General features: G+C 72.5%; 19 protein-coding genes. 10 read left to right on the forward strand and 9 right to left on the reverse strand.

Going from position 1 to position 22524, the window contains the following annotated elements:
* Window positions 1-79 precede the first annotated feature (79 nt).
* Complete coding sequence (locus tag ACPXCS_RS17885) at window positions 80-472, forward strand: winged helix-turn-helix transcriptional regulator (protein ID WP_425945048.1); 393 nt, start codon at window positions 80-82, stop codon at window positions 470-472.
* Here the strand turns inward: ACPXCS_RS17885 and ACPXCS_RS17890 are convergent.
* Both ACPXCS_RS17890 and ACPXCS_RS17895 read right to left on the reverse strand, forming a co-directional pair.
* Window positions 410-1075, reverse strand: coding sequence for a class F sortase (locus ACPXCS_RS17890; protein ID WP_425945049.1), 666 nt, complete (start codon window positions 1073-1075; stop codon window positions 410-412). The two genes, ACPXCS_RS17885 and ACPXCS_RS17890, sit on opposite strands and share 63 nt — an antisense overlap.
* Before the next feature lie 129 nt (window positions 1076-1204).
* On the reverse strand, window positions 1205-1726 hold the full coding sequence (locus tag ACPXCS_RS17895) for a hypothetical protein (RefSeq protein WP_425945050.1): 522 nt from the start codon (window positions 1724-1726) through the stop codon (window positions 1205-1207).
* A 270-nt stretch (window positions 1727-1996) separates the two neighbouring features.
* On the opposite strand from ACPXCS_RS17895, the gene ACPXCS_RS17900 reads away from it, so the two are divergent.
* The gene (locus tag ACPXCS_RS17900) at window positions 1997-2605 is read left to right on the forward strand and encodes an NADPH-dependent FMN reductase (protein WP_425945051.1); all 609 of its coding nucleotides are present in this window, start codon (window positions 1997-1999) and stop codon (window positions 2603-2605) included.
* Between the two features lie 376 nt (window positions 2606-2981).
* Here the strand turns inward: ACPXCS_RS17900 and ACPXCS_RS17905 are convergent, their stop codons facing one another.
* The 3 genes from ACPXCS_RS17905 to ACPXCS_RS17915 all read right to left on the reverse strand — a co-directional run bounded on the left by ACPXCS_RS17905 (window position 2982) and on the right by ACPXCS_RS17915 (window position 6621).
* The gene (locus tag ACPXCS_RS17905) at window positions 2982-3431 is read right to left on the reverse strand and encodes a gamma-glutamylcyclotransferase family protein (RefSeq protein WP_425945052.1); all 450 of its coding nucleotides are present in this window, start codon (window positions 3429-3431) and stop codon (window positions 2982-2984) included.
* Between the two features lie 229 nt (window positions 3432-3660).
* Window positions 3661-5832 carry a molybdopterin oxidoreductase family protein gene (locus ACPXCS_RS17910; RefSeq protein ID WP_425945053.1) on the reverse strand — a complete coding sequence of 724 codons (2172 nt, stop codon included), beginning with the start codon at window positions 5830-5832 and terminating at the stop codon, window positions 3661-3663.
* A 102-nt stretch (window positions 5833-5934) separates the two neighbouring features.
* A complete protein-coding gene (locus ACPXCS_RS17915) occupies window positions 5935-6621 on the reverse strand; it encodes a SanA/YdcF family protein (RefSeq protein WP_425945054.1) in 687 nt (228 codons plus the stop codon).
* 212 nt (window positions 6622-6833) lie between these two features.
* On the opposite strand from ACPXCS_RS17915, the gene ACPXCS_RS17920 reads away from it, so the two are divergent.
* From ACPXCS_RS17920 to dnaG, 7 genes are all read left to right on the forward strand, one after another.
* Window positions 6834-7607 (forward strand): sirohydrochlorin chelatase, encoded by a 774-nt coding sequence (locus ACPXCS_RS17920; protein WP_425945055.1) that lies wholly within the window; start codon window positions 6834-6836, stop codon window positions 7605-7607.
* 101 nt (window positions 7608-7708) lie between these two features.
* Window positions 7709-8065, forward strand: a complete 357-nt coding sequence (locus ACPXCS_RS17925; RefSeq protein ID WP_425945056.1) for a hypothetical protein — start codon at window positions 7709-7711, stop codon at window positions 8063-8065.
* Window positions 8066-8104: 39 nt separating this feature from the next.
* Window positions 8105-8944 (forward strand): hypothetical protein, encoded by an 840-nt coding sequence (locus tag ACPXCS_RS17930; protein WP_425945057.1) that lies wholly within the window; start codon window positions 8105-8107, stop codon window positions 8942-8944.
* Between the two features lie 4 nt (window positions 8945-8948).
* On the forward strand, window positions 8949-10961 hold the full coding sequence (locus ACPXCS_RS17935; protein ID WP_425945058.1) for a hypothetical protein: 2013 nt from the start codon (window positions 8949-8951) through the stop codon (window positions 10959-10961).
* Between the two features lie 39 nt (window positions 10962-11000).
* On the forward strand, window positions 11001-12278 hold the full coding sequence (locus ACPXCS_RS17940; RefSeq protein WP_425945059.1) for a deoxyguanosinetriphosphate triphosphohydrolase: 1278 nt from the start codon (window positions 11001-11003) through the stop codon (window positions 12276-12278).
* 134 nt (window positions 12279-12412) lie between these two features.
* Window positions 12413-13678, forward strand: a complete 1266-nt coding sequence (locus ACPXCS_RS17945; protein ID WP_425945060.1) for an NAD(P)/FAD-dependent oxidoreductase — start codon at window positions 12413-12415, stop codon at window positions 13676-13678.
* A gap of 29 nt (window positions 13679-13707) precedes the next feature.
* Window positions 13708-15630 carry a DNA primase gene (gene dnaG, locus ACPXCS_RS17950; protein WP_425945061.1) on the forward strand — a complete coding sequence of 641 codons (1923 nt, stop codon included), beginning with the start codon at window positions 13708-13710 and terminating at the stop codon, window positions 15628-15630.
* 6 nt (window positions 15631-15636) lie between these two features.
* Here dnaG and ACPXCS_RS17955 read toward each other — a convergent pair whose 3' ends face one another.
* Together ACPXCS_RS17955 and ACPXCS_RS17960 are read right to left on the reverse strand one after the other, a co-directional pair.
* Window positions 15637-16629 (reverse strand): nucleotidyl transferase AbiEii/AbiGii toxin family protein, encoded by a 993-nt coding sequence (locus ACPXCS_RS17955; RefSeq protein WP_425945062.1) that lies wholly within the window; start codon window positions 16627-16629, stop codon window positions 15637-15639.
* Window positions 16626-17243, reverse strand: coding sequence for a hypothetical protein (locus ACPXCS_RS17960; protein ID WP_425945063.1), 618 nt, complete (start codon window positions 17241-17243; stop codon window positions 16626-16628). Before ACPXCS_RS17960 ends, ACPXCS_RS17955 begins: the two co-directional genes overlap by 4 nt.
* 139 nt (window positions 17244-17382) lie before the next feature.
* Here ACPXCS_RS17960 and ACPXCS_RS17965 point away from each other — a divergent pair, with 139 nt between their 5' ends.
* Window positions 17383-18705, forward strand: a complete 1323-nt coding sequence (locus ACPXCS_RS17965) for an RNA polymerase sigma factor (protein ID WP_425945064.1) — start codon at window positions 17383-17385, stop codon at window positions 18703-18705.
* 99 nt (window positions 18706-18804) lie between these two features.
* Here ACPXCS_RS17965 and ACPXCS_RS17970 read toward each other — a convergent pair whose 3' ends face one another.
* Window positions 18805-20733: an ABC transporter ATP-binding protein gene (locus tag ACPXCS_RS17970; protein WP_425945065.1), complete on the reverse strand. Its 1929-nt coding sequence runs from the start codon at window positions 20731-20733 to the stop codon at window positions 18805-18807.
* Entirely contained in the window at window positions 20733-22466 is a 1734-nt protein-coding gene (locus ACPXCS_RS17975) for an ABC transporter ATP-binding protein (RefSeq protein ID WP_425945066.1), read from the reverse strand. The genes ACPXCS_RS17970 and ACPXCS_RS17975 overlap by 1 nt, the downstream gene beginning before the upstream one ends.
* Between the last annotated feature and the right edge of the window lie 58 nt (window positions 22467-22524).

The following is a 22524-nucleotide window of genomic DNA, read 5'->3' on the forward strand; positions in this document are numbered from 1 at the left end:
CCCGCTCAAGTACGCACTTGGAAGTGGGTGGTTACTCCGGGGGAAGGATCCAGGCAGCGGCACGGGAGGGAGCGCGGGCATGGGGACGACGGGGCGGCGGCCGGGGGCGTACGTGTGCGGAATCGACGCCGCCATGGACGTGATCGGCGGCAAGTGGAAGGTGCTCGTGCTGTGGGCGCTGCACCAGCGGCCCCACCGCTTCGGCGAACTGCGCCGGGAGCTGCCGGGCATCACCGAGAAGGTGCTCGCCTCGCACCTGCGCGAGATGGAGGCCGACGGTCTGGTGCACCGTGAGGCGTACGACGAGGTGCCGCCCCGCGTGGAGTACTCCCTCACGCCCCGGGGCGCGTCCCTGAACGAGGCGCTGGAACCCCTGGGGGCGTGGGGCAGGACCCATGTGCTGGGCGGGTCACCGGCTCCCGGTCAGATGCGCGAAGACGACGACGTTCCCCTGGTAGCCGGTGGCGCGTGACCAGCCGCCGCCGCAGGTGATCACCCGCAGCTCGGGGCGGCGGGCGGCGCCGTAGACCCGCTCGTCGGGGAAGTCCCGCGCGGCGTACACCTCGACGGCGTCCACGGTGAACACCGCGACACTGCCGTCCCGCCGGTCCACCTCGATCGTGCCGCCCTTCCTCAGGGCGCCGAGGCGGTGGAAGACGGCCGGGCCGTCGGCGTTGTCGACGTGGCCCGCGACGATCGCGGTGCCCCGCTCCCCGGGGGTGGTGCCGGCCTCGTACCAGCCGGCGAGGTCCGCCCGCTCGGCCGGCGGCACGCCGAGGCTGCCGGTGCGGGTCAGGGCGAGCCCGGTCAGCGGCGCGTCGACGCCGATCGCCGGGATGCGGATGCGGTCGGGCGGCGACGGCGGCAGCGCCGGCGCGGCGGCCCGTTCGGGCTCACCGGCCCGCCCGTCCACTCCGGCGCGGGCCTGCGCGGCGGACGGCTGCGGCGGGGCGTGGGACACGGCGCCGTCGCGCAGCAGCCACACCCCGGAGCACAGGGCGAACACCGTGACGGCCGCCATGGCCGCGTTCGCCGGGTTGCCCACGGGGCCGCCGGACCTACGGAACCTGCGCATACCCACCCTCTCCTGTTCTCCCTCTGCGTGACGGGAGCGGCCCCGTGCCCCCCTCCGGGCCGCGAGGGGCGTCGGACCCGGAGGGGGAGGGGACTTGCGGTACCGGCGACGGACAGCGGAGGGTGTCCGTCAGATCCCGTCGCCTCTCGCCCGGCGATGCAGGAGCCAGGTACCGCCCGCGGCGGCGACGGCGAGGGCCGCCACACCGGCCGCGGTCTGCACGGGGTCGGGGCCCAGGGCGCCGCCGACCCCCGTCTTCACACTCCCCCGGGGGTACACCTGTTCGTGCCCGGCCGTCAGCGTGACCACCAGGTCCGCGACGACCCGCCGGCCGCTCCCGGCGCATGTCGCGGTGATCTCGTACGTGCCCGGCTGCGCGCTCGGCGGCACCCTGAACCGCCCGCTCGCCGCCGTCCCGCGGCGCTCCGGCGCCAGCGTGAAGGCGCCGGCCCCGACCGCGCTGGCGTCACCCGTCGCCGTGCCGTCCGGCCCGCAGGCCGGCGTGCGGACCGTGACGTGCTCGCCGGGGACGACCGAGGCGGGGGACATCCGGAGGTCACCGGCCGCGGCGCCGTGCGCGGGGGCGGCGGCGAGGGCCGCGGCGGCGACGGCGAGCGCGGTGGCGGTCAGCGGCCGGGCGGTACGTCGCATCGGTGCTCCTTCGCGCGGTTCGGTCGTGCACCTGCCCTTCCGAGGTAACGGGCAGCGCGGCCGCCGCGCTTTCTGAGAGCCCGTCAGAATTGGGGTGAACGGGTGTCGGCCGCGGCGGACCCGACGGGGTGTCAGAAGGCGTTTGGCCAGGTCACCGGTCGTGCGGTGGGCGGCACCGGAAAATTCGCGTCCGGCGCGGGTGAACGGGTGACCCGCCCGGACGCGCCCGGGCTTGACCTCAAGCAAGGTCGAGGTATGAGGCTGTGACGCATGAAGACACCCTCTGACGCACCCGCCCCCGAGCGGACCGACGCCCTCCGGGTCACGCTCGTCGTCGGCAGCAACCGCCACGGCCGCTTCGGCCCGGTCGTCGCCGACTGGCTCCTGCAGCGGCTGCGCGACCGCGACGACCTGGTCGCCGAGGTCGTGGACGTCGCCGACGCCACGCTGCCGACCTCCCTCGAACCGACGCCCGAGGCGAGCGCCGTGCTCTCGGGCATCACGCCGAAGCTGGCCCGCGCCGACGCGTTCGTCGTCCTCACCCCCGAGTACAACCACTCCTTCCCGGCGGGCCTGAAGAACCTCGTCGACTGGCACTACGGCGAGTGGCGGGCCAAGCCGGTCGCCCTGGTGTCCTACGGCGGACTGGCCGGCGGCCTGCGCGCCGTGGAGCACCTGCGCCAGGTCTTCGCGGAACTGCACGCCGTGACGGTCCGCGACACCGTCTCCTTCCACAACGCCGGCGCGTCCTTCGACGACCGCGGCGCCCTGCGCGACCCGTCCGGCCCGGACGCGGCGGCCAAGACCATGCTGGACCAACTGGCTTGGTGGGCCCAGGCCTTGAAGGAGGCCAGAGCAAAACGCCGGTACACGACCTGAGCATCGAAACCGGCCCGGGCGGCGACGCCCTCAGGAACGCGGGGCACCGCACGACCAACCACGACCGCCCGGCGCCGACCACTTCAGTCCCGAACCGGCTCGGGCGGCGACGCCCTCAGGGGCGCGGGGCACCGCACGACCAACCACGACCGCCCGGCACTGACCACCTCAGTCCCGAACCGGCTCGGGCGGCGACGCCCTCAGGGGCGCGGGGCGCCGCACGACCAACCACGACCGCCCGGCACGGACCACCTCAGTCCCGAACCGGCCCGGGCGGCGACGCCCTCAGGGGCGCGGGGAACTGCGCGAGCAACCACCGACAACCCGCACCCGGCCCCCGGCCCGAGCCGACCACCCCGCGCCCGACCCCCCTTCCTCACCCGAGCCTCCGCTCCCACTCCCGCTCCCGCCCCACCACCCCTCGCCACTCCCCACCCTCGACCCGCCGCCCGGCCCGCCGCAGCCGCGCCGCCACGTCCGCCCCCGCGACATACACCCACGCCCGCACACCCGCCCCGTCCGCGTCCCGGACGACCTCCCGCTCCACGCGCACGTACAGGCTGCGCGGATCACCCGGCACGTACTCCTCCAGCCGGTCCAGCTCGGCGAGCAGCCCCGCGTACGCCCCGGGCAGCGCCGTCACCAGCTCCCCGCGCACCTCGCCGCCGCCCGGCTCCTCGACCGCGTACGGATACCCGGGCCCCTCGTACAGCACGGTGTCCGCCAGCCGTCCGGGCTCCTCGGAGCACGTGCGGCCGCGCAGGAAGAGGCCGTGGTTGACCTCCCCGGGACGCAGGGTGCCGTAGACGAAGAAAGGCAGGGTCACAGGAACGATCCTGCACCCTCACGCACCTCCACAGCGGGGCTATGGACATGCCAGGTCCGTGCCGCCTTGACTCGCGCCGGCAACCTCGGCCCCACCCCGGACCAGCGGACGACGGTCCGCGAGTCGTCCTTGACGACGACGGCACCCGGCACGTCCGCTACGACTGCTCCGGACCACCGGCTCCCCGGCGGCCCGGAGCACCGGGCGGTGGCCGCCGCCTGGCGTGCGGTCAACGTGGGCCGACCGGCTCCCGTCCGACCGTCTCCAGCCGCACCGCGCACGCCTTGAACTCCGGCATCCGCGAGGTCGGGTCGAGCGCGGGGTTGGTGAGGGAGTTGGCGCGGCCCTCGCCCGGCCAGTGGAACGGCATGAAGACGGTGTCGGGCCGGATGGCGCTGGTGATCCTCGCGGGCGCCACGGCCCGGCCCCGCCGGGACACCACGGCGACCGGATCGCCCTCGGCGGCCCCGAGCCGGGCCGCCAGCCGGGGGTGGATCTCCACAAACGGGCCGGGCGCGGCGGCGTTCAGCTCCGCCACCCGCCGGGTCTGCGCCCCGGACTGGTACTGCGCCACGACCCGCCCGGTGGTGAGCAGCACCGGGTACTCCTCGTCGGGCTCCTCGGCGATCGCCCGGTGGGAGACCGGCACGAACCGGGCCCGGCCGTCGGGCGTGGCGAACCGGTCGAGGAAGAGCCGGGGCGTGCCCGGATGGGCGGCCGGTGTCTCGCGGGCGGGGTCGTCGGGCAGCGGCGCGTCGAGCAGGGCGTCCTCGCCGTCCTCCACCGTCTCCACCGGGGCCGGGCAGGGCCAGAACACGCCGTTCTCCTCCACCAGCCTGCGGTAGGTGATCCCCGAGTAGTCCGCCGGGCCGCCCGCGCTCGCCCGGCGCAGCTCCTCGAAGACCTCCTCCGGGTCCGTCGGGAAACCCTTCTCCACACCCAGCCGGGCGGCCAGTTCGTGCAGGACCTCCAGGTCGCTGCGGACCCCGTCCGGCGGGGTGATCGCCCGACGGCGCAGCAGGACCCTGCCCTCCAGGTTGGTCGTCGTGCCCGTCTCCTCCGCCCACTGCGTGACCGGCAGGACCACGTCCGCGAGCGCCGCCGTCTCCGACAGCACCACGTCGCAGACCGCCAGGAAGTCCAGCGACCTGATGCGCTCCTCGACGTGCGCGGCGCGCGGCGCCGACACCACCGGGTTGGACGCCATCAGCAGCAGCGCCCTGATGTCGGTGCCCAGCGCGTCCAGCAGCTCGTACGCGCTGCGCCCGGGCCCGGGCAGGCTGTCGGGGTCGACGCCCCACACCTCGGCGACGTGCCGCCGTGCCGCCGGGTCGTCGAGCTTGCGGTAGCCCGGCAGTTGGTCGGCCTTCTGGCCGTGCTCGCGCCCGCCCTGCCCGTTGCCCTGCCCGGTCAGGCAGCCGTACCCCGACAGCGGGCGGCCCGCCCGGCCGGTCGCCAGGCACAGGTTGATCCAGGCGCCGACGGTGTCCGTGCCCTTGGACTGCTGCTCGGGGCCGCGGGCGGTGAGGACCATCGCCGCCTCCGGCTCGCAGAACAGCCGCACGGTCTCGCGCAGTTCGGGAACGGACACCCCCGTGATCCGCTCCACGTACTCCGGCCAGTGCGCCATGGCGGCGGCCCGGGCGTCCTCCCAGCCGGCCGTGCGCTCACGGACGTACTCCTCGTCCACCCGCCCCTCCGCGATCACCAGGTGCAGCAGGCCCAGGGCGAGGGCCAGGTCCGTGCCCGGGCGCGGCGCCAGGTGCAGATCGGCCTGCTCGGCGGTCCTCGTCCGCCGCGGGTCGATCACGATCAGCGTGCCGCCGTTCTCCTTCAGCTCGGTGAAGAACCGCAGCGACGGCGGCATGGTCTCCGCCGGGTTCGACCCGACGAGGATCACACAGCCCGACTTCGGGATGTCCTCCAGCGGGAACGGCAGCCCGCGGTCCAGCCCGAACGCCTTGATGCCGGCGGCGGCCGCCGACGACATGCAGAAGCGGCCGTTGTAGTCGATCTGCGACGTGCCGAGCACGACCCGCGCGAACTTGCCGAGCGTGTACGCCTTCTCGTTCGTCAGGCCGCCCCCGCCGAACACCCCGACCGCGTCCGGCCCGTGCCCGGCGCGCGTCCGGCGCAGCCCCTCGGTGATCCGGTCCAGGGCCTCGTCCCAGGAGGCGGGCACCAGCGCGCCGGCCCCGTCGCGCACCAGCGGCGACGTCAGGCGGACGTTCGCGGCGAGCACCGCGGGAGCCGTACGGCCCTTGCCGCACAGCGCGCCCCGGTTCACCGGGAAGTCCGCGCGCTCACTCACCTCGACGGTCCCGTCCGGGGTGGGCGTCAGGTTCATCCCGCACTGCAGGGCGCAGTACGGGCAGTGCGTGGGCGTGACGGTGTTCTGCATGCCGCCCAGCGTGCTTCGGCCGTGTTACGCCCGGGACGGCTCCCTGTTACACGGCCGGGACGGGGACCTCCCCGCCGCCCTCCGGCCCGCGTGAGGCACCGGTTACCGGGCCCCGCCCAGCGCCCGCTCCACCCCCGGCTCCCGCGGCCCGAGGAACCGCGGATCGGGCCGGAACACCGCGTCCAGGGCGGCCTTCCCGGCGGCGAGGATTTCCCGCGCGCCCCCGTAGTACCAGGTGGCGTCGTGCTCGGCGTCCACCCCGACCCCGTACGACGCGACCCCCGCCGTCTCGCACAGCGCCACCGCCCGCCGGATGTGGAACCCCTGGCTGATCAGCACGGCCTCGTCCACCCCGAAGATCTTCTTGGCGCGCACACAGGAGTCCCAGGTGTCGAACCCCGCGTAGTCGCTGACGATCCGCGCGTCGGGCACCCCGTGCCGGGTCAGGTAGCCGCGCATCGCGTCCGGCTCGTCGTAGTCCTCACGGCTGTTGTCCCCGGTGACCAGCACCACCTCGACCCGCCCCCGCCGGTACAGCTCCGCCGCCGCGTCCAGCCGGTGCGCGAGGTACGGCGAGGGCTCCCCGTCCCACAGCCCGGCCCCGAACACCACGGCCACGTCGGTCCGCGGCACAGCGTCCGCCGTCCGCAACCGGTCGCCGGTGACGATGTACATCCACGTCGACGGGAGCAGCGCGAGCACGCACAAGGCCATCACGGCCTGCGCGAGCCGCCGCTGCCCCCGGCGGGTTCGCGGCAGCCGCGGTCTGCGCAACGCCGTACGACGCATCGGACGTCCCTCCCCGGGTCGGCTCTCGACAGTCAGGGACGTCCCAGGAGGCCGCCCGGTTCGTCCGCCGGCGCGTGAGCAGCTTCACTTCCGAGCTGGAAACTCCAGGTCACGGCACCTCACACACTCCCCGCCCCGGATCGTGAACGGCTGGTAAACACCCGTGACGCCCCCGCAACGGGCAGGCAACGTGGCGCCGCGACCATCGACGCATGCCCAGTCAGCTCAGCCTCGTCCCGCCGCCCGCCACGCGCCGCCCGGTCGCGCCCGCCCTCGTCGTCGTGGCCCACGGCAGCCGCGACCCGCGCGCGCTGAGCACCGTCCGCGCGCTCCTGGACCGCGTCCGCGCCCTGCGCCCCGACGTGCCGGTGCACCTGGGCCACATCGAGCTCAACGCCCCGCTGCTCCCCGACACCCTCGCCGCCCTGGGAGACACCGAGGCCGTCCTGGTCCCCCTCCTGCTCAGCCGCGGCTACCACGTCAAGCAGGACATCCCCGAGATGGCGGCGGCCTCCCCGGCCCGCACCCGGGTGGCGGCCCCCCTGGGCCCCCACCCCCTCCTCGTCGACGCCCTCCAGGACCGCCTCACGGAGGCCGGCTGGGGCGCCACCGACCCCCGCACCAGCGCGGTCGTCCTCGCCGCCGCGGGCTCCCGCGACCCGGACGCGAAGACGGACACCGCCCGCACGGCCCACCTCCTGGCGGCCCGCCTGGGCGTGCCGGTCCTGCCGGCCTACGCCTCGGCGGCGACCCCCACGGTCCCCGCGGCCGTCCGCACCCTCCTGGCCCGCGGCCGCCGCCACATCGCCCTGGCGTCCTACTTCACGGCCCCCGGCCGCTTCGCCACGGAGTGCGCCCAGGCGGCCCCCTGGATCACCGCGGCCCCCCTCGCCACCCACCCGTCGATGGCCCACCTCGTCCTCCACCGTTATCAACAGGCGTTGGCCACGCGCGTGCCTCAGGAACCGGCCGCAGCTTCGGCATAGAGCTTGTGAGTGCCGGGAATGCTCCGGTAACTCCTGAGCGGACGCGCGGTGTTGTACCGGGACCGCCGCGGCCTGCCGGGGGCGACAGGGGGAGGCATTCCATGGGTGGATTCACCGCTACGGAGTTGTGGGTCATCGGTGTCATCGTGCTCGCCGTCCTGACGCTGATCGCGGTCGGCCTGTGGCGCGGTCGGCTGAAAAGCGCCCACGTGAAAGGCATGGGTGTGACCGCCGGCATCGAGGGGCATGCGGAGGCAAAGCCGCTGGGGAACCAGACGATCCAGGCCGACGGCCTGAAGGTGAGCAGGTCCTCCATACGCATGGTGAAGTCGGCGAGAACCTCGTTCAGGAAGGCCCGTTTCACTCGGGGGAGCCGTCTGGAGATCACGCCCGACGACGGTTACCTGCCGCGCCCTGCGGATCCGCCCTCGCCGCTCGCCGGTGAGGACCGTCGATAGCACCCACGACGGAACCGCGGACAAGGAGTAGGCAAAAGGGTGCCTGAAGATGCACAGCACCGACATATCGATCGAGCTGAGCAGCTCCGGAACGCCGCACGCGTCACAGGGCGGGAAGCGGCGCAGGAGGGTGATCGGCAGGCCTTGTTCTTCGAAGGGCCGGAGAACATCGGCAAGACGTCTCTGCTCTTCGAGATCTACCGGCGGCACCGTTCTGACGGCGCGTACTACGTGGACCTGGAAGACACGTCCCAGGAGGGGGAAGTCCTCGAAGCGCTCGCTGCGCAAGCACAGTGGCAGGGGGTCGGCTCGCCGAGCTACCGGACCACGCGGGACCGGATCGTGCAGCAGTCGAGGTCGGCGCAGATCAGCCTCCACAATGTGCGTGCGCGCCAATCGACGATCCAGTTGCTCTCCGCGAGCAAGGACCGCCTCCTGGAAACCGCCTCCATGAGCGACGCCGTGCTGGATGACCTGGTCGGCGGCGTTCGTAGGCCGGTCATCTGCCTCGACGGCTTCGAGGTGTGCGCGGGTCCGATGCGCAATTGGCTCGGCCGGCACCTGCTCCCCAAGTTGCTGTCCCGGCGAGAGGTCAGCGTTTTCGTCGCCGGACGCGAACTGCCGCGGGTGCCGTCCGCGTTCGCGGAAGCCGTCCACACCTTGGTGCTCCCACCGTTCGACGTGGCTGCTGTGGAGGAGTGGATCGAGGAACTCGGACTGGACGACCTGCGGGACAGCGCTGTGTCGATCTACAGCCGGTACGGCGGCGTGCCGGGCCTGCTCGCCGAGTTCTTCCGTCAGCACGCGGACAAGCGCGGAGACCCACCCGAAGGACAGGAAGGTTCCCGTATCACAAACCGTGACAGCAGGGACGGCTGATGGCATGACACAGGAACCCTTCGCTCACGAGGCTCTGGTCGGCTTCGACAGGCTGCCGCCGGACGAGGCGCGGCTGATCGAGGCGCTGACGGTGCATCGATGGTTCGACCCGGACGTCATTGCCTACACAGCCGCCCGTCTCGATGTGGACATGACGGCGGAGCGGCTGGCCGACTCTCCCTTCGTCGGGTTCGATCCGGTGCGCCACAGTCTGCCGGGCGGTGAGCAGCGGTACCGCGTACGGCCGATACTGAAGACGGCGTTGGAAGCGCGGATGCGCGAGGCGCGTCTGTCGGCCTTCCGCCGAGCGCATCGGATAGCGGCTGACTACTATCACCAGCCGTTGGACCCTCTGCACGCCGACCGGCTCAGCTGGTACGTCCACGAGGTGCGACATCTGGCGGCCGCCCGCCCCGAGCAGGCGACGGAGCGGCTGGCCGCATTCGCCCACGATGCCCTGATCGCCGGATATGCCGAGGCGGCGGGTCGGGCCGCCGACGCGCTCGTCGGCGGCGAGTCCACGGAGGCCGAGGACCTGTCCCTGGCCCGGATCATCCAGGCCGTCGCGGAGATCCTGAGTGAGCCCTCACAGGTCGAGCGGGCCATGGTTCTCCGCTTGGCCGACCTCCTTGCCCGCTACGGGACACATGCCGATCCGGCGGCCGACCGTCTGGTGGGGCTCGCTCGCGATCTCGTCGTCTATTACACGGAGCCACCGGCCCAGGTCACCCCGCTGACCGCTCAGGTCGTCCCCGACGCAACGGCCGTGGTGGATCCGCGAGGGATGCCGGTTCTCGGTGGTGAACTGCGCCTCCTGGAGGCTCTTGCCCAGCCGTCCAGAACCATCACCATGCGCACTCAGCGCGTGGAGTTGTTGTCCAGCGCCCTGGCTCAGCACCACGTGGTGACCAAGCTGGCCAGTGCGAACCAGGCCGGGCGAACCATGGTCCTCGCCGACCTGCTGCCGGCCGATCGAGGCGAGCGCCTGGACACGCTGCGGCTCACGGAACGCGGTATGCGACCGGTGAACGTCCTGGGTGCGAGCGAGACGGTCCGTGCCCTGGCCCGTGGTGTCGGCCGGTTGCTGGGCGCGGGGGAGGAGGCCGCCGGGACCTCGTCGCGCGCGGAGCTGTCCCACCGCCTCGGCGTCCTCGGTTGGCGCACCGGCCCCGACGAACTCCATGACCTGCTGCTGCGTACTCAGCAGTCGGACGAGGTGGAGGTCTACCTGCAGGACCGCATCGGCGACGTGATGCGCTACACGCCGGTGGTAGCCCTGCTCGATGTCTTCCCGGGCCTGTCCTCCGAGGTGGGCTACGAGTACCAGGAGAGCTGCACCACGCGGCGTGACGGCTGGGGGCGGGTGGTTGTCTCGGTGACTTTCATGCTGCCCATGGAGGTGCGCAACCGGGTGGAGTTCGTCACACCCGCAGGGCTGGAGGCGGCCGGAGTGCTGCAACGGTCGGGTCCCGCACTGACTCCCGTCCACCGCGAGGCGGATGCCTCCGGACTGCAGGAGTTCGACCTGCGCGACGGGCGGTCCTCGGAGCGGAACGAGGACGACGGCATGGCCCGCATCGAGGTGGATCTGGGGTACCGACTGACAGACAGGGAGTTCCGCGACGTACGCATGACCGCCCTTCTGTGCATGGCGCTCTCTGCGTTCGCCCTGCTCCTGATGGCGGCCAGTACCACCGTGGTGTCCGTGATCGGTACCGTCCTGGCCTCCCTCGGCGTGCTGGTCGACGTCTCTCGGGACCGCACCCACCGCGAGGACGAGGAACCGCTTCACGTCTACGCGGCCAAGAGGATGCGCCTGGTCCGGCAGAGCACTGCCGCCCTGGCCATCACTGCCGTGGCGGCGCCCAACGCCCAGAACCTCATCGGAAGCCTGATCGCCTCAGGTGTGGCGTTCCTCTACTGCCTGGTCACACTGGTCGCCGTGACGGTCATCAGGAGAACCGCCGACCGTCCCCTCAGCCCGCGGGGGCGCGCCGCACTGACCTCGAGCGGATGACACGCGGACCACGGTGTGAGCAGCCCGTACTGTCGACCCATGGCAGGCACCACGACGAACCCCACGGCCTACGACCCGACGTCAGTCGACCGCTGGGCCCCGGAACCCGACAAACGCCCCGGCCGCACGGCCTTCCAGCGCGACCGCGCCCGGGTCCTGCACAGCGCCGCCCTGCGCAGACTCGCCGGCAAGACCCAGGTGGTCACGCCCGGCACCCTGGGCCCCGCCTGGGACGCCAGCCCCCGCACCCGCCTCACCCACTCCCTGGAGTGCGCCCAGGTCGGCCGCGAACTGGGCGCCGCCCTCGGCTGCGACCCCGACCTGGTGGAAGCCGCCTGCCTCTCGCACGACCTCGGCCACCCGCCCTTCGGCCACAACGGCGAACAGGCCCTCAACGAGTTCGCGGCCGACTGCGGCGGCTTCGAGGGCAACGCCCAGTCCCTGAGGCTCCTCACCCGCATCGAGCCCAAACGGTTCACCCCCGAGGGCTCCGTCGGCCTCAACCTCACCCGCGCCACCCTGGACGCCGCCACCAAGTACCCCTGGCCGCGCGGCGCCCACCCCACCGACCCGGCGTCGCCGAAGTTCGGCGTCTACGACGACGACCGCCCCGTCTTCGACTGGGTCCGCAAGGACGCGCCCGGCACCCGCACCTGCTTCGAGGCGCAGGTCATGGACTGGTCCGACGACGTGGCCTACTCGGTGCACGACGTGGAGGACGGCCTGCACGCCGGGCACATCGACCCCAACTGCCTGCACGCCGACCCCGAACGGCAGGACGTCTTCCGGGTCGCCGTCGGCCGCTACGTGCCCTCCGGCACCGACCCCGCCGAACTCGCCGAGGCCCTCGACCGGCTCCTCGCCCAGGAGTGGTGGCCGCACGGCTACGACGGCACCGCCGTGGCCCAGGCCCGCCTGAAGGACGCCACCAGCCAGCTCATCGGCCGTTTCTGCCTGGCCGCCGAGACCGCCACCCGCGCCGCCTGGGGGACCGGCCGGCTCACCCGGTACGCGGCCGAACTGGTCGTCCCGCGCGAGACCCGCATGGAGTGCGCCGTCCTCAAGGCCGTCGCGGACCTCTACGTCATGCAGCGCGCCGAGCAGGAGCGGCTCCGCGCCGACCAGCGGATCGTCGTCGCCGAACTGGCCGAGGCGCTCACCGCCCGCGCGCCCGACGGACTGGACCCGCAGTTCCGCGCGCTGTTCGACCGGGCGCCGGACGACCGCGCCCGCAAGCGGGTGATCGTCGACCAGATCGCCTCCCTCACCGACACCTCCGCCCGTTCGCTGCACGCCCGGCTGACGGGGCACGCGTGAGACGGGCGGGGGACGAGGGTCTCCGGCACGCCCGATTGTGACCCTCCGTGGCCTGATCGGGTCACTCCCTCTTCCCGCATCACGCTCCGTGCGGGACGCTCGCAAGTGGCGACACCCTGACGAGGAGGCATCAAGTGGTCGACGCGGATCAGACATTCGTCATCGTCGGAGGCGGACTGGCCGGGGCCAAGGCGGCCGAGACGCTCCGCGCGGAGGGCTTCACCGGGCGGGTGATACTGATCTGCGACGAACGCGACCACCCCTACGAGCGCCCGCCGCTGTCCAAGGGCTACCTCCTGGGCAAGGAGGAACGCGACAGCGTCTTCGTGCACGAGCCGGCCTGGTACGCGGCGAACGACGTCGAGCTGCACCTCGGCCAGACGGTCGACGCGATCGACCGCGCGGCCAAGACCGTCCGCTTCGGCGACGACGGCACGGCCGTCCGCTACGACAAACTCCTCCTGGCGACCGGCGCCGAGCCCCGCCGCCTCGACATCCCGGGCACGGACCTGGCCGGGGTCCACCACCTGCGCCGCCTCGCCCACGCCGAGCGCCTCAAGCACGTCCTGACCAACCTCGGCCGCGACAACGGCCACCTCGTGATCGCCGGCGCCGGCTGGATCGGCCTGGAGGTCGCGGCGGCGGCCCGCGAGTACGGCGCGGAGGTCACCGTGGTCCACCGCGGGCCGACACCGCTGCACTCGGTCCTCGGCCCCGAGCTGGGCCAGCTCTTCACCGAGCTGCACCGCGAGCACGGCGTCCGCTTCCACTTCGGGGCCCGGCTCACCGAGATCACCGGCCAGGACGGCATGGTCCTGGCGGCCCGCACCGACGACGGCGAGGAGCACCCGGCGCACGACGTGCTGGCCGCGATCGGCGCGGCCCCGCGCACCCACCTCGCCGAGGCGGCCGGCCTGGAGATCGCCGACGCCGCTCACGGCGGCGGCATCGTCGTCGACGAGCGGCTGCGCACCTCCGACCCGGACATCCACGCGGCCGGCGACGTCGTCTCCTTCCCGCACGCCCTGTTCGACACCCGGCTGCGGGTCGAGCACTGGGCCAACGCCCTCAACGGCGGCCCGGCGGCGGCACGCGCCATGCTGGGCCACGACGTGACCTACGACCGGGTGCCCTACTTCTTCTCCGACCAGTACGACCTGGGCATGGAGTACTCGGGCTGGGCACCGCCGGGCAGCTACGACCAGGTGGTCGTCCGGGGCGACGCGGGCAAGCGGGAGTTCATCGCGTTCTGGGTGAAGGAGGGCCGGGTGCTGGCCGGGATGAACGTGAACGTGTGGAACGTCACGGACCCGATCCAGCGCCTGATCCGCGGCAAGGCCCGCGTGACCACGGAGAACCTCGCAGACCCCCGCGTTCCGCTCGAAGACCTCGCACCGTGAGTGTCAGTCCGTCCCCGTAGAATTCACGCGTGGCAGGACGGATCAACGACGAGGACGTGAAGGCGGTACGGGACGCGGTCCCGATCGACGCCGTGGTGTCCGAGTACCTCCAGCTGCGCAACGCGGGCGGCGGCAACCTCAAGGGGCTGTGCCCGTTCCACGACGAGAAGTCGCCCTCCTTCCAGGTCAGCCCGAGCAAGGGCCTGTTCCACTGCTTCGGCTGCCAGGAGGGCGGCGACACCATCACGTTCGTGATGAAGATCGACCACCTCACCTTCTCGGAGGCGGTCGAGCGCCTGGCCGGCCAGGCGGGCATCACCCTGCGTTACGAGGAGGGCGGGTACAACCCCTCCCACCAGCGCGGCGAGCGGATCCGCCTGGTCGAGGCACACAAGATCGCCGCCGAGTGGTACGCGGAACAGCTCGCGACCAGCCCGGAGGCCGACACCGGCCGCCAGTTCCTCGCCGAGCGCGGCTTCGACCAGGCCGCCGCCCGGCACTTCTCCGTCGGCTACAGCCCCCAGGGCTGGGACCACCTCACGCGCTACCTGCGCGGCAAGGGCTTCAGCGACAAGGAACTGCTGCTCTCCGGCCTCTCCCAGGAGGGCCGCCGCGGCCCCATCGACCGCTTCCGCGGCCGTCTGATGTGGCCCATCCGCGACATCGGCGGCGACGTCGTCGGCTTCGGCGCCCGCAAGCTCTACGAGGCGGACAACGGCCCCAAGTACCTCAACACGCCCGACACGGCGATCTACCGGAAGTCCCAGGTCCTCTACGGCATCGACCTGGCCAAGAAGGACATCGCCAAGGCCTCCCGCGCGGTCGTCGTCGAGGGCTACACGGACGTCATGGCCTGCCACCTCGCCGGTGTCACGACCGCCATCGCCACCTGCGGCACCGCCTTCGGCGGCGACCACATCAAGATCCTGCGCCGCCTCCTGATGGACAACGGCTCGGCGCGGGTCATCTTCACCTTCGACGGCGACGCCGCCGGCCAGAAGGCCGCCCTGCGCGCCTTCGAGGACGACCAGAAGTTCGCCGCCGAGACGTACATCGCCATCGCCCCCGACGGCATGGACCCCTGCGACCTGCGCCTGGCCAAGGGCGACGAGGCCGTCGCCGACCTGGTCGAACCCCGCACCCCCCTCTTCGAGTTCGCCCTGCGCCAGATCGTGAGCCGCTACGACCTCGACACCCCGGCCGGCCGCGCCGCCGCCCTCGACGAGGCCGCCCCCGTCGTCGCCCGCATCAAGAACAGCGGCGCCCAGCACGAGGTCGCCGTGCAGCTCGCCGGCATGCTCGGCATCCTCGACACCCAGTTCGTGGTCAAGCGCGTGGCCCAGCTGGCCCGCTGGGCCCGCGACCGCGGCGGCAAGAACGGACCCGGCCCGGACCGCTCCCCCCAGGGCCGCCCCTACGCCGGACCGCCCGAGCAGACCACCCCCCGGGGCCCGGCCCTCAACCTCCGCAACCCGGTCTACGCCACCGAACGCGAGCTGCTCAAGCTCGCCCTCCAGCGCCCCGAGCTGGTCTCCCCGGCCTTCGACGCGTACGGCGTCGACGAGTTCACGGCCCCGCCCTACGCCGCCGTACGCCAGGCCATCCAGGACGCCGGCGGCGCCGAACTCGGTGTCGCGGACCCCCAGGACTACCTGGTCCGGGTCCGCGAGGCCGCCCCGGACGACGCGGTCCGCGCGATGGTGACGGAACTGGCCGTCGAGGCGATCATGCTGCACAAGGGCGTGAAGGGCGTCGACGAGAACTACGCGGGCGCCCAGCTGGTCACGGTCCGCCGCCGGGCCGTGGAGCGCCGCATCCGCGACATCACCGGCCAGCTCACCCGCCTCGGCTCCCACGGCGACCCGGCCCAGCTGGCCGCCGTCCAGAACGAACTGTGGGTCCTGCAGCAGTACGACCAGACCCTGCGGGAGCACGGCGCCGCCGCCCTGTGAGGCCGCTCAGCCCTCCTCGAAGGCCGGCGTCACCGCCCGCACCAGCCGCTCGGCGAACTCCCCCTCGGCATCCCTGAACCGCGGATACTCCGTCACGAAGTGGTTCCACTCCACGTACCCGACCGCCTCCACCACGTGCTCCAGCAGAATCTCCTCCTGGTACGGGTAGGGCCACTCGCCCGACAGCCGGAACACCTCGTGCAGCAGCTCGCGGCGCAGCGGATGCCGCTCGGCCAGCAGGACCGCGTCGTACAGGTCCTTGCCCTGCACGTGCGCGTCGTTGATCACCCACAGCAGCTTCCACGCCAGCGACAGCTGCGGCGTCGCCGCCTGGACGACCGCACCGCCCGCCAGCTCCACCGGCTCGGGTTCCTCGGGCAGCCGCTCGTTGAAGACGAAGTCCAGCTGGACATGGCCGCCGGGCAGCCCGGGCGCGCCCCAGGGCAGCACCATGCGCCGGCCCGGCACCCGCTCGTAGGTCCAGATGTCCTCGACGACCGCGCCGCGCGCCGAGATGCCGACCTCCCGGCCGCGCGCGTCGGCCAGCGCCTGAGCCGCCTCGGCGATCCCGGACAGCATCCGGTCCGTGCGGCCGTCCTCCATCCGCCAGGTGTGCGGCACCACGACGAAGTCCAGGTCACCGGGCTCACGCGCGGCCTCACCGAACCAGGCCGACATCAGCACACTGCCCCGCAGCACCAGCGCGTCGACCCACGGCGAGTCCGCGATCGCGGCCAGCACGAGATCCAGGGCGTGCCGCCGGGCCGCCCGCCACGCCTCCCCCCGCTCCGGGTCGGAGAAACGCGGGTCGGTGGCCCGGTAGGCGTTGCGGTACTGCTTCAGGGCCGGGTCGAAGACGGGACGCTGCACCACGTCGTCCCCGGGCACCGGCCGCAGCGTCCTCGGCAGTCGCCCCGCCCTGCGGGTGGCCTCGTCCAGCGGCTCGCGGGGGACCTCGGTGCTGCGCCAGTCGAACCCCTCCCACCCCGTCCCGGTCATGTCCGTACCCCCACCGGCTCCTCCAGCCATCCGTCGTCCACCGTCACGTCGCTGTCGTACAGCACGAACTCCCGCTCCACATCCAGCACGTCGCAGTCGCCGAGCCCCGCGAGCAGACGCTCCAGCGCCCGGCCGGCGCCCTCGGCGTCCACCGCGCGGCAGCGCTGGGTCACGAACCGCTCGTGCCGCGCGCCCCGCACCCGCCGGGCGTTCCACGACAGATGGGCCCCGTGCGGCACCACCCGGGCCGCCAGCGCCGCCAGGTCCGTGTCCGCGGTGAGCAGCAGCTTCACGTGGTGCTCGAAGTACCGTCCGTCGTCGCACGGTTCGCGCGGCACCTCCGGCGCCCACGGCGCGGACTCGATCTTCACACGCACCGGATCGAAGCCGTCCGCCCGCAGCCGCGCCGCCACCTCCCGCACCCGCGCCGCCTCCACGCCGTACGACGGCGAACCGGACAGCGTGAGCATCGGCTGGTCCCGCATCCGGCCCCTGGCCAGCACGATGTGGGTGAGCTTGAACCCGCCCGCGGCCGCCCAGCGGCGCAGCCGCGCGGACTCGCCCGGACCGGAGCAGGCGACCGTCACGTGCGATTCGTACAGGGAAGCGGACATCGGCCGATCGTCGCAGACCAGGGGCGGGTGAGGCATCCGGGTTTCCCACGAGGGGCGACCGCACGGTCACGGACCGGAAGCAAAAAGTCACCGCACGCCCCTCGTGGCGAGGATGTGTCTTACCCCACACTGGGTTCCGGTGCCTGAGTCCTCGGAACGCGGCCGGCCCGTCACCGACGGGTCCCAGATCCCCGCGGTTCCGCTCATCGCGTACGGGACGGAATGCGGCGAGGCCGTCGACTCCGCCCCCGAAGTACCGCTGTCGCACCCCCTGGCAGCGATCATCCTGGAGGTCGCCCCCGTGCAGACCCAGACCCTCACCCAGACCGACGTCCGTGGTGCCCTCGGCACCGCCGGGGCGGTGCCGGAAGCGGCGGGGGCCGACGCCCTGTCCGCGGTCCCGGCGCAGAGCCGCGTCGCGCACCACCGGGAGACGGAGGCGGAGACGGAACCGGAACCGGAACCGGAGGAGCCGCCCGCCGAGTCCGTCGGGACCGCCGGGGCCGCCGAGGCCGCGGAACCGCCCCCGGCCCGCGCCGACACCGGCAGCGGCCCCTCCTCGGACCTCTTCCGCCAGTACCTGCGGGAGATCGGCCGCATCCCGCTGCTGACCGCGGCCGAGGAGGTCGAACTCGCCCGCCGTGTCGAGGCCGGGCTGTTCGCCGAGGAGAAGCTGGGCAACGCGCCCGACCTGGACAGCCAGTTGGCCCTGGATCTGGACCGGCTCGTCGTCATGGGCCGGATGGCCAAGCGCCGCCTCATCGAGGCCAACCTGCGCCTGGTCGTCTCCGTCGCCAAGCGCTACGTCGGCCGCGGCCTGACCATGCTCGACCTCGTCCAGGAGGGCAACCTCGGCCTCATCCGCGCCGTCGAGAAGTTCGACTACGCCCGCGGCTACAAGTTCTCCACGTACGCCACCTGGTGGATCCGGCAGGCCATGTCCCGCGCCCTGGCCGACCAGGCCCGCACGATACGGGTCCCGGTGCACGTCGTGGAACTCATCAACCGGGTCGTCCGCGTCCAGCGCCGCATGCTCCAGGAGCGCGGCTACGAGCCGACGGCCGAGGAGGTCGCCGCCCACCTGGACCTGCCGCCCGAGCGGGTCGGCGAGGTGCTGCGCCTCGCCCAGGAGCCGGTGTCGCTGCACGCGCCCGTCGGCGAGGAGGACGACGTCGCCCTCGGCGACCTCATCGAGGACGGCGACGCGGCCTCACCGGTGGAGTCGGCCGCGTTCCTGCTGCTCAAGGAGCACCTGGAGGCGGTCCTGTCGACCCTGGGGGAGCGGGAGCGGAAGGTGGTCCAGCTCCGTTACGGCCTGGCCGACGGCCGCCCGCGCACCCTGGAGGAGATCGGCCGCATCTTCGGGGTGACCCGGGAGCGGATACGGCAGATCGAGTCCAAGACCTTGAACAAGCTGCGGGACCACGCCTTCGCGGACCAGCTGCGGGGCTATCTGGACTGAGCCCGTCCGCGGCCCGGTGGGGGCCGGCCGCGCAGTTCCCCCCGCCCCTGAAGGGACGTCAGCCGCACGTACTCGAGGGGCGCGGGGAACTACGGCGCATCAGTCCACCTCTGCCACCGCCTGCGCGAACTGCGCCTCGTACAACCGCGCGTACGCCCCACCGGCCGCCAGCAGCTCGTTGTGCGCGCCCTGCTCCACGATCGCTCCGTTCTCCATGACGAGGATCGTGTCGGCGTCCCGAATGGTCGACAGGCGGTGCGCGATGACGAACGAGGTCCGCCCGTGCGCGAGTTTCGCCATGGCCTTCTGGATCAGCACCTCGGTCCGGGTGTCGACCGAACTGGTCGCCTCGTCCAGCACCAGGATCACCGGGTCGGACAGGAACGCCCGGGCGATGGTGATGAGCTGCTTCTCACCGGCGCTGACGCCCGTGCCCTCGTCGTCGATCACCGTGTCGTACCCGTCCGGCAGCGTCCGGACGAACCGGTCCGCGTGCGCGGCCCGGGCCGCCTCCTCGATCTCGCCGCGGGTCACCTCCCGGGACGCCCCGTACGCGATGTTCTCCGCGATCGTCCCGCCGAACAGCCAGGTGTCCTGCAGCACCATGCCGATGCCGGCCCGCAGTTCGTCCCGTGACATCCGGGCGATGTCGACGCCGTCGAGGGTGATGCGCCCGCCGGTGACGTCGTAGAACCGCATCAGCAGGTTGACCAGGGTCGTCTTGCCGGCGCCGGTCGGGCCGACGATGGCGACCGTGTGTCCCGGCTCGACCTTCAGCGACAGGTCCTCGATGAGCGGCTTGTCGGGGTCGTAGCGGAACGACACGTGCTCCAGCGCCACCTGCCCGCGCAGTTCCCCGGGCCGCACGCCCGGCACCGGGTCGGCGTCCTGCTCCTCGGCGTCGAGCAGTTCGAAGACCCGCTCGGCGGAGGCGACGCCCGACTGCACCAGGTTCGCCATGGACGCGACCTGCGTCAGCGGCATGGAGAACTGCCGCGAGTACTGGATGAACGCCTGCACGTCGCCGATCGACAGCGCGCCCGAGGCGACCCGGAGCCCGCCGACGACCGCGACCAGCACGTAGTTGAGGTTTGACACGAACATCATCAGCGGCTGCATGACCCCGCTGTTGAACTGCGCCCGGAACCCCGCCTCGTACAGCGCCTCGTTCTGCTCGGCGAACTGCGCGGCCGACTCCTCCTGCCGCCCGAACACCTTCACCAGGGCGTGCCCGGTGTACATCTCCTCGATGTGCGCGTTCAGCGTGCCCGTGGAGCGCCACTGCTGCACGAAGTGCGGCTGCGACCGCTTGCCCACGCGCGTGGCCACGACGAACGACAGCGGCACGGTCACCAGCGCGACCAGCGCCAGGATCCAGGAGACGTAGAACATCATGGCGAGCACGCCGATGATCGTCAGCACCGAGTTGATGAGCTGCCCCATCGACTGCTGCAGCGTCTGCCCGATGTTGTCGATGTCGTTCGTGGCCCGCGACAGCACCTCGCCGCGCTGGCGCTTGTCGAAGTAGGACAGCGGCAGCCGCGACAGCTTGGTCTGCACGTCCTCGCGCAGCCGGAACATCGTGCGGTTCACGGCCCGGTTGACCAGCCGCGTCGCCACCGCCATCAGCAGCCCGGCGACCGTGAACACGCCCAGCGCGAGCAGCAGCACATGGCCGACGGCCGTGAAGTCGATGCCCTCGCCGGGGGTGAAGTCGGTGCTGCGCAGCATGTCCGCGACGTCGCCGTCGCCGCGCTGCCGCATCTGCTCCAGGACCTGCTCCTTGCTCGCCCCCTCGGGCATGCCGCGCCCGACGATGCCCGCGAAGACCAGGTCGGTGGCCTTGCCGAGGATCTTCGGCCCGACGACGTTCAGGCCGACGCTGAGCACCACGCACAGCAGCAGCACGTAGATGGTCACGCGCTCCGGCCGGAACTGCGCGACGAGCCGTCCGCCCGATTTCCTGAAGTCCAGCGAGCGCTGGTCGGGGCCGCCCCCGGCCATCATCCGCCCCATGGGCCCCGCCATCAGGCAGCCTCCGCTTCCGTCAGCTGGGAGAGCACGATCTCCCGGTAGGTCTCGTTGTCCGCCATCAGCTCGTGGTGCCGGCCGGTGCCGACGACCCGGCCCTCGTCGAGGACGACGATCCGGTCGGCGTCCCGGATGGTCGCCACCCGCTGGGCGACGATCACCACGGTCGCCTCGGCGGTCTCCCGCGCGAGCGCCGCCCGCAGGGCCGCGTCCGTGGCGTAGTCGAGCGCGGAGAAGGAGTCGTCGAAGAGGTAGATCTCGGGCCGCTGCACCAGCGTCCGGGCGATCGCGAGCCGCTGCCGCTGCCCGCCGGAGACGTTGGTCCCGCCCTGCGCGATGGGGGAGTCGAGCCCGCCCTCCAGCCGCTCCACGAAGTCCCTGGCCTGCGCCACCTCCAGAGCGTGCCAGAGCTCCTCGTCGGTGGCGTCGGGATTGCCGTAGCGCAGGTTGGTCGCCACCGTGCCCGCGAACAGGTACGGCTTCTGCGGCACCAGCCCGACGGTCCTGGCCAGCAGCTGCGGATCGAGCTCCGCGACCGCGACCCCGTCGACGAGGACCTGCCCCTCGGTCGCGTCGAACAGCCGCGGCACCAGTCCGAGCAGGGTCGACTTGCCGCTGCCGGTCGAGCCGATGACGGCGGTCGTCTCGCCCGGCCGCGCCACCAGGTCCACCGCCCGCAGCACCGGCTCCTCGGCACCCGGATAGCGGAAGCCCGCCCCGCGCAGCTCCAGATGCCCGTGCCGGCGCAGCTCCCGCACCGGCGCCGACGGCGGCACCACGCTGGAGGAGGTGTCCAGCACCTCCTGGATGCGCTCGGCGCACACCTCCGCGCGCGGCACCATCATGAACATGAAGGTGGCCATCATCACGGACATCACGATCTGCATCAGATAGGCGAGGAACGCGGTCAGGTCACCGATCTGCATCCCCCCGCCGGCGATGCGGTGCGCGCCGAACCACACCACGGCGATCGACGACAGGTTCACCACCGTCATGACGATCGGGAACATCAGCGCGAGCAGGTTGCCGGTGCCCAGCGCGAACTGGGTGAGGTCGGTGTTGGCCTTCCGGAAGCGCTGCTGCTCGTACTCGTCGCGGACGAAGGCACGGATCACGCGGTTGCCGGTGATCTGCTCGCGCAGCACCCGGTTCACCGTGTCCAGCCGCTCCTGCATCGACCGGAACAGCGGCCGCAGCCGCCGCACGATCAGCGTCACGCAGATGCCCAGCACCGGTACGACCGCCACCAGCACGCCCGACAGCGGCACGTCCAGGCCCAGCGCCAGCACGATGCCGCCGACGCACATGATCGGCGCCGACACCATCAGCGTGAACGTCATCAGCGCCAGCATCTGCACCTGCTGGACGTCGTTGGTCGTCCGCGTGATCAGCGACGGCGCACCGAAGTGGCCGACCTCACGCGCGGAGAACGACTGCACTTGGTCGAAGACGGCCGCCCGCAGGTCCCGCCCGAGCGCCGCCGCGGTGCGGGCACCGTAGTAGACGGCCCCGATGTTGCAGACGACCTGGACGAGCGAGATGCCGACCATCAGGGCGCCGTAGCCCATGATGTAGCCGGTGTCGCCGTTGACCACGCCCTGGTCGATGATGTCGGCGTTCAGCGTGGGCAGGTAGAGCGTGGCGCAGGTCTGCAGGAACTGCAGCAGCACCAGCAGGGTGATGGGTCTCTTGTAGGGCCTGAGGCAGGTCCGCAGAAGTCGTATGAGCACGCTGCTTCTCTCGGGGTGGTCGACGGGGCGGTTGGTTGCCCCTGGCCCCTATCGTCGA

Source organism: Streptomyces sp. DT190 (genome assembly GCF_049846985.1).
GTDB lineage: Bacteria > Actinomycetota > Actinomycetes > Streptomycetales > Streptomycetaceae > Streptomyces.

Coding starts and splice junctions, on each gene's coding strand:
- ACPXCS_RS17885 (WP_425945048.1), top strand. CDS start 80: ATGGGGACGACGGGGCGGCGGCCGGGGGCGTACGTGTGCGGAATCGAC.
- ACPXCS_RS17890 (WP_425945049.1), bottom strand. CDS start 1,075: ATGCGCAGGTTCCGTAGGTCCGGCGGCCCCGTGGGCAACCCGGCGAAC.
- ACPXCS_RS17895 (WP_425945050.1), bottom strand. CDS start 1,726: ATGCGACGTACCGCCCGGCCGCTGACCGCCACCGCGCTCGCCGTCGCC.
- ACPXCS_RS17900 (WP_425945051.1), top strand. CDS start 1,997: ATGAAGACACCCTCTGACGCACCCGCCCCCGAGCGGACCGACGCCCTC.
- ACPXCS_RS17910 (WP_425945053.1), bottom strand. CDS start 5,832: ATGCAGAACACCGTCACGCCCACGCACTGCCCGTACTGCGCCCTGCAG.
- ACPXCS_RS17915 (WP_425945054.1), bottom strand. CDS start 6,621: ATGCGTCGTACGGCGTTGCGCAGACCGCGGCTGCCGCGAACCCGCCGG.
- ACPXCS_RS17920 (WP_425945055.1), top strand. CDS start 6,834: ATGCCCAGTCAGCTCAGCCTCGTCCCGCCGCCCGCCACGCGCCGCCCG.
- ACPXCS_RS17925 (WP_425945056.1), top strand. CDS start 7,709: ATGGGTGGATTCACCGCTACGGAGTTGTGGGTCATCGGTGTCATCGTG.
- ACPXCS_RS17935 (WP_425945058.1), top strand. CDS start 8,949: ATGACACAGGAACCCTTCGCTCACGAGGCTCTGGTCGGCTTCGACAGG.
- ACPXCS_RS17940 (WP_425945059.1), top strand. CDS start 11,001: ATGGCAGGCACCACGACGAACCCCACGGCCTACGACCCGACGTCAGTC.
- ACPXCS_RS17955 (WP_425945062.1), bottom strand. CDS start 16,629: ATGACCGGGACGGGGTGGGAGGGGTTCGACTGGCGCAGCACCGAGGTC.
- ACPXCS_RS17960 (WP_425945063.1), bottom strand. CDS start 17,243: ATGTCCGCTTCCCTGTACGAATCGCACGTGACGGTCGCCTGCTCCGGT.
- ACPXCS_RS17970 (WP_425945065.1), bottom strand. CDS start 20,733: ATGGCGGGGCCCATGGGGCGGATGATGGCCGGGGGCGGCCCCGACCAG.